Raw genomic sequence first — 4,817 nt, forward strand, 5'->3', positions numbered from 1 at the left:
CGTCGGCGACGTCTATACGCCGTCGATGGCGCTGGGGGCCGGAAGCTTCGGCGGACGCGGCGCCTTCTACACCTCGGCCCCGCTGGAATCGCTGGATCTGGCGACACCCCTGAATCTGCGGGGCGAACTGCCGCTCGGCGAGGATGTCGAACTGTACGTCAACGAGGTGCTGCAGCGCGGTCAGGCCTCGCCGACGCAAGGGCGCTACGAGTTCCTGAACGTGCCCCTCACTTTCGGCCTGAACACCATCCGACTGGTCTTCTACGGCTCCCAGGGCCAGACCCGCGAGGAGGTTCGCCGCATCAATTTCGGCGCTGGTCAGGTCGAGGCCGGCGAGTTCATCCTGCGCCTGGGCGCCATCGAACAGAACACGCCCGTGTTCCAGATCGGAGACCTTCCGACCGACACCGCGACCGGCGCCGAGCGGATCGTCGCCCTGTTCGACTATGGCGTCAGCCCGAGCCTGACTATCAGCGGCGGGGCGGCGCGGTTCACGCCGCTCGGCGGCGAGGCTCGCAATGTCGGCCTGTTAGGACTGCACGGATCGCTGGGCAGCGTCGCCGGTCAGCTTGACGTCGCCTCCGATGACCAGGGCGGAACCGGCGCCACCGTCGGCCTGGCCGCGCGGCCTTTCGGCGTTTCGATCATCGGTCGACATTCGGAATATGCAGGCGGCTTCGTCGACGAGACGCGCACCTTCGGCGTCGGCGGGAGCAGCGCCCTGCGCAGCAGCGACCTGCGCGCCGACGGTACGGTCCATGTTTCCGACGGCCTGTCCTTCCCGGTCTCGGCCAGCCTGCGCCGGCAGGAACGCACGGACGACAGCGGTCGCCTCGCCGCCGACCTGCGGACCTCGGCCCCGATCGGCCGTTACTATGCCTCCGGCAGCTTGACCTATGAGGACGAATGGACCTTCCAGTCCCATCGGCGTCAGGTCCTGGGCGCGGTCGACGTGGCGACCCTGGTCGCGGCGCGCGCCCAGTTCCGCGGCGGCCTCACCTGGCGTTTCGCTCCCGACGCGGAACTCGAAACGGCCTACGCCACCCTGGACTACCAGGCCACCGAACACAGCACGGTGCGGATCGGCGTAATGCGGACCCTGGGCGTCCGCACGACGACCACCTTGCAAGCCTCTGGCCTCTACAGCGCCAGCCGTTTCGATATCGCCGTCAATGCCGGCTATGACACCGAGGCCGGCGAATGGCGGATGGGTTTTCAGCTCGGCTTCGGCTTCGGCCGGAACCCGGCGACCGGTCGGTACGGCTTCGTCCGCCCCGGCGTGTCGTCAGGCGGCTCGGCGGCCATCGACGCCTTCATCGACGCCAATGGCGACGGGTTGCGTCAGGCGAACGAGGCCGGAGTCGCCAAGGTCGCGCTGGAAACCCCCGGCGGCGTGGTTCTCACCGACGCCCAAGGACACGCCATGACGGCCGGCCTCGGCGATGGGGCTCAGGTCCGGGCGCGGATCAACACCGAGAACATCGACGACCCCTTCCTGGTCGGCGGCGACAGCGTGCGGCTGGTGCCCCGCCCGGGCCGGACCGCCCTGATCATCTATCCGCTGCAGGTCACCAGCGAAGTCGAGCTGACGGTCAAGCTGAAGCGCGGCGGCATGGCCGACCGCCCGCTGGCCGCCGTCGATCTGCAACTGGTTCCCGCGAACGGCGAGCCCATCGTCGGCCGCACCGACCATGCGGGCTCGGTGATCGTCGAGGGCGTCCGCCCTGGCCGTTACGAAATCCGCCTCGACCCCGCCCAGTCGCAGACCCTGGGCCTGGCCCTGGAGAGCTTGCCGATCCTGACCGTGGCGGCCGACGGCGGCTATGTTCGGGCTGACGACATCTTCATCGTGTTGACGGAAAAGGACAGGACATGATCCGCACGCTTCTTTCCCTGATCGGCCTTGTGCTGGCCCTGACGGTCGCGGCCCCGGCGATGGCTCAGGTCACCGTCCAGCGAACGCCGTCCTCGGTGACCCCAGCGCTGGGCCAGGTCATCCGGGGCTCCTCGCCCACGACGTTTTCGATCAGCACGGCCGGCGTGGTCACCCGCACCTCCGGCGACGCGATCCGCGTGACCAGCGGCAACGTCACGCCTCCGACCATCGTCATCCTGTGTCAACTCGATGTGCTGTGCAATCTTAGGAACATCCGCGTGACGGTCCAGGTCAGCGGCTCGTCCGGGATCGCGAGCATCACCAACCTGCGGGTCTCCTCGACCTATGGCCTGCTCTACTATATCGCCCCGCCCGTTTCGGGATCGACGATCACTTTCGAGACCTATCCCATCGGCCTGAACCTGGGCGCAGCGTTCGCGATCGGCATGGACGTTCTGGTGCCGCCCAGCGGGCCCACGGGTTACGGGACCTATACCTACACGGTGACGGCGGTGCTGCTATGAAGACGCTTCTGATGCTCGTGGGCCTGACGACAGGCCTGGCCACGCCGACTCTTGCCCAGACCCGACAGGCCGAGGCCACGGTGACGATCGAACGGTCGGTCGGGGTCAGCGAGATTTCCCGTATGGTCTTCAACGCGTCCTCGACCCAGCAGACCGCGACGGCGACGGCGACGGCCGCGCCTCCCCCCGAACAGACGAGCCTCATGGACCAGAGGGGCACGGCGTCCGACGCCCCGGCGGTGATCCGGATCTCCGGCGACCCCGGCCGCGCCTATCGCGTCAACCTGCCCGGATCCATCGCCGCCCCACAGACCAACGCCACCATTACCGGCTTTTCGGTCTGGAGCCAGAATTCCGGCGATATCACCAGCAGCCTCACCGCCCGCATGGACGGCTCCGGCCGAGACACCCTCCATGTCACCGGCTTCCTGTCCTCGGTCGCGTTCACGAACGTGACGGCGGCGGTGCCGATCGTCGTCAACTACGAATAGCGCTGCGGACCCGCTTAGCGAATCGCGCCCAGCAGACTGGTCAGGCCCAGCTGGCTCGAGACGCCGGACTTTTCGTAGAGTCTGCGGATGTGGGTTCTGACTGTCGCGATCTCGACGGCCATCTGTTCGGCGATGGCGAGGGGCGACTGCCCCGCCATCATGGCCGCCGCGACCCTCTCCTCCGTCGTCGTATAGCCGAACATGGCCGTCGCCGCGGCGATGCGGCCGCGGTCCGCCTGAGAAGGATCGCGCACGATCACCAGGACGGCCTCGTCGAAGGCGGCGTCGTGCCGCTCGAAGGGAAGCCGGGACACCTCGACCACCAGCGGCCGCTGGCCCGCGCCGTCGCGCAAGATCAGCGGCGCACTGATCATGCCCGACAGGGTCTGGTTCACCGCTGTGGCGACCGCGCCCGCGCTGCCGTGGGCCGCCACGACCGCGCCGTCGCGCAGACGCAGCCGGTCGCCCTCATGCAGCAGCCTCTCGGCCGATCTGCTCATGGCCGCCGTCCGCCCGTCGCGATGGCAGATGAAGCCGATCGCCTCCATACGCTCCAGCAGGCCCGAAACCGCCAGGGCGGCCTGATCCTGCATCACGTGCTGAACCCTGACGGCATGACGAACATGCCGGGCCAGGACGGAGAAGTCGCGCATCTGGACGGTGCTCATCACCCCTTCCCGCGCCGACCGCACGACCGAGAAGCCAACGCCGAAATCCGGCCCCTTGATCAGATTGGTCAGGCAGACACTGGGGAGATCCCAACGCTCCAGGCAATCATCATAGGCCGCATTCGCCGCGCGATCCGATTCGGTGGTGAAGTGCCGCTCGTCCAGGATTTCGAGCTCCACCGCCGCCAGCCCGATCGGAATCCGCGAGTTGATTCGACCGTCGTTCCCCCCGACCGCATCATGCTCCACCAGGCAATCCGGGTCCACGCCGCTCAGCCAGTTGAAGGCCACCTCGCCCGTTCCGTCGAAGCCGATCAACTGGCCGCTCTTCGAGCCAGTCAGGCGCGCCACATCCTCCAGAACCTCCGTCCAGCCCACGCCGCCCAGTGCCACATTCTGGATCGTCTCGATGGCGGCGCTCAGGACGGGATGGTCGTCGAAATGGTTCAACCTGCTGATCTCCCTTCACTTCCCTTTCACCGAACAAAGGTCGAATTACAACACTAAGCGGACACATTATCCACAATATTGATGACGACGCCTCAAGCCACTTGCGGTTACGTCCCCCCGTTTTCGCGATGTCACTGTCGACGTCGTCCCAGAGCCGGGGGGCCACATGAAATACCTCATTCGCTCGAGCGCGGTCGCGCTCGCACTCGTCCTTTCAAGCTGCGCGACCATGCCGATGGCCCCGGCCATGCCTGTGGCCAGCACCATGATCTCGCCGACGCCCATCGAGGGAACCTCCGGCCTCTACATGTCGCCCTTCACCTCGGACGGCGTCACCGCCGGCTGGATCACCGAATCGATGAAGGTTTCGGTCAGCGGCCAGGCCGGCGCCTTCATCGGCCAGCAGGCCGGTCAGCAACTGATGTCGAACATCCCTCTCTTTGGCGGGATGCTGGGCGAAGCCGCCGGCAAGCAGATGGGCCGTCAGATCGCCCTGCGCGCCATCGGCGGCGAGGAGTTCCTGAAGAGCAGCTCCGACCTGTCGTTCAACAGCCTGAACGACATGGCCGTGTTCATGTACGCCAACTATTCCACCCATCCGGAATACGACAAGATCGTCCAGGCGACCTATGCGATCTATCCCGATCTGCAGCCGGTCTATCTGTCGGCCATCCAGCGCGCTCCGCACCGGCCGCTCTGACATGATGCGTTCCAAAAACCTCGCAGCGGCGGTTCGCACCGTCACTGCGATCGCCGCCGCGACGGTCTGCCTTCACGCCGCCGACGCCTCGGCCCAGGCGCGAGGCAC

General features: G+C 67.0%; 5 protein-coding genes. 4 read left to right on the forward strand and 1 reads right to left on the reverse strand.

Annotated features, from left to right (window positions below):
- From ACILQR_RS15515 to ACILQR_RS15525, 3 genes are all read left to right on the forward strand, one after another.
- The coding region (locus tag ACILQR_RS15515; protein WP_395652285.1) for a hypothetical protein at positions 1-1,876 on the forward strand (1,876 nt) is incomplete at its 5' end.
- Complete coding sequence (locus tag ACILQR_RS15520) at positions 1,873-2,400, forward strand: hypothetical protein (protein ID WP_395652286.1); 528 nt, start codon at positions 1,873-1,875, stop codon at positions 2,398-2,400. The genes ACILQR_RS15515 and ACILQR_RS15520, both read left to right, overlap by 4 nt.
- On the forward strand, positions 2,397-2,891 hold the full coding sequence (locus tag ACILQR_RS15525; protein ID WP_395652287.1) for a hypothetical protein: 495 nt from the start codon (positions 2,397-2,399) through the stop codon (positions 2,889-2,891). The genes ACILQR_RS15520 and ACILQR_RS15525 overlap by 4 nt, the downstream gene beginning before the upstream one ends.
- Before the next feature lie 14 nt (positions 2,892-2,905).
- Here the strand turns inward: ACILQR_RS15525 and ACILQR_RS15530 are convergent, their stop codons facing one another.
- On the reverse strand, positions 2,906-4,009 hold the full coding sequence (locus ACILQR_RS15530) for a helix-turn-helix transcriptional regulator (protein ID WP_395652288.1): 1,104 nt from the start codon (positions 4,007-4,009) through the stop codon (positions 2,906-2,908).
- Positions 4,010-4,175: 166 nt separating this feature from the next.
- On the opposite strand from ACILQR_RS15530, the gene ACILQR_RS15535 reads away from it, so the two are divergent.
- Positions 4,176-4,709: a hypothetical protein gene (locus ACILQR_RS15535; RefSeq protein WP_395652289.1), complete on the forward strand. Its 534-nt coding sequence runs from the start codon at positions 4,176-4,178 to the stop codon at positions 4,707-4,709.
- The last annotated feature ends 108 nt before the right edge of the window (positions 4,710-4,817 follow it).

The organism is Brevundimonas sp. (assembly GCF_044239655.1).
Lineage (GTDB): Bacteria > Pseudomonadota > Alphaproteobacteria > Caulobacterales > Caulobacteraceae > Brevundimonas.

Coding starts and splice junctions, on each gene's coding strand:
- ACILQR_RS15520 (WP_395652286.1), top strand. CDS start 1,873: ATGATCCGCACGCTTCTTTCCCTGATCGGCCTTGTGCTGGCCCTGACG.
- ACILQR_RS15525 (WP_395652287.1), top strand. CDS start 2,397: ATGAAGACGCTTCTGATGCTCGTGGGCCTGACGACAGGCCTGGCCACG.
- ACILQR_RS15535 (WP_395652289.1), top strand. CDS start 4,176: ATGAAATACCTCATTCGCTCGAGCGCGGTCGCGCTCGCACTCGTCCTT.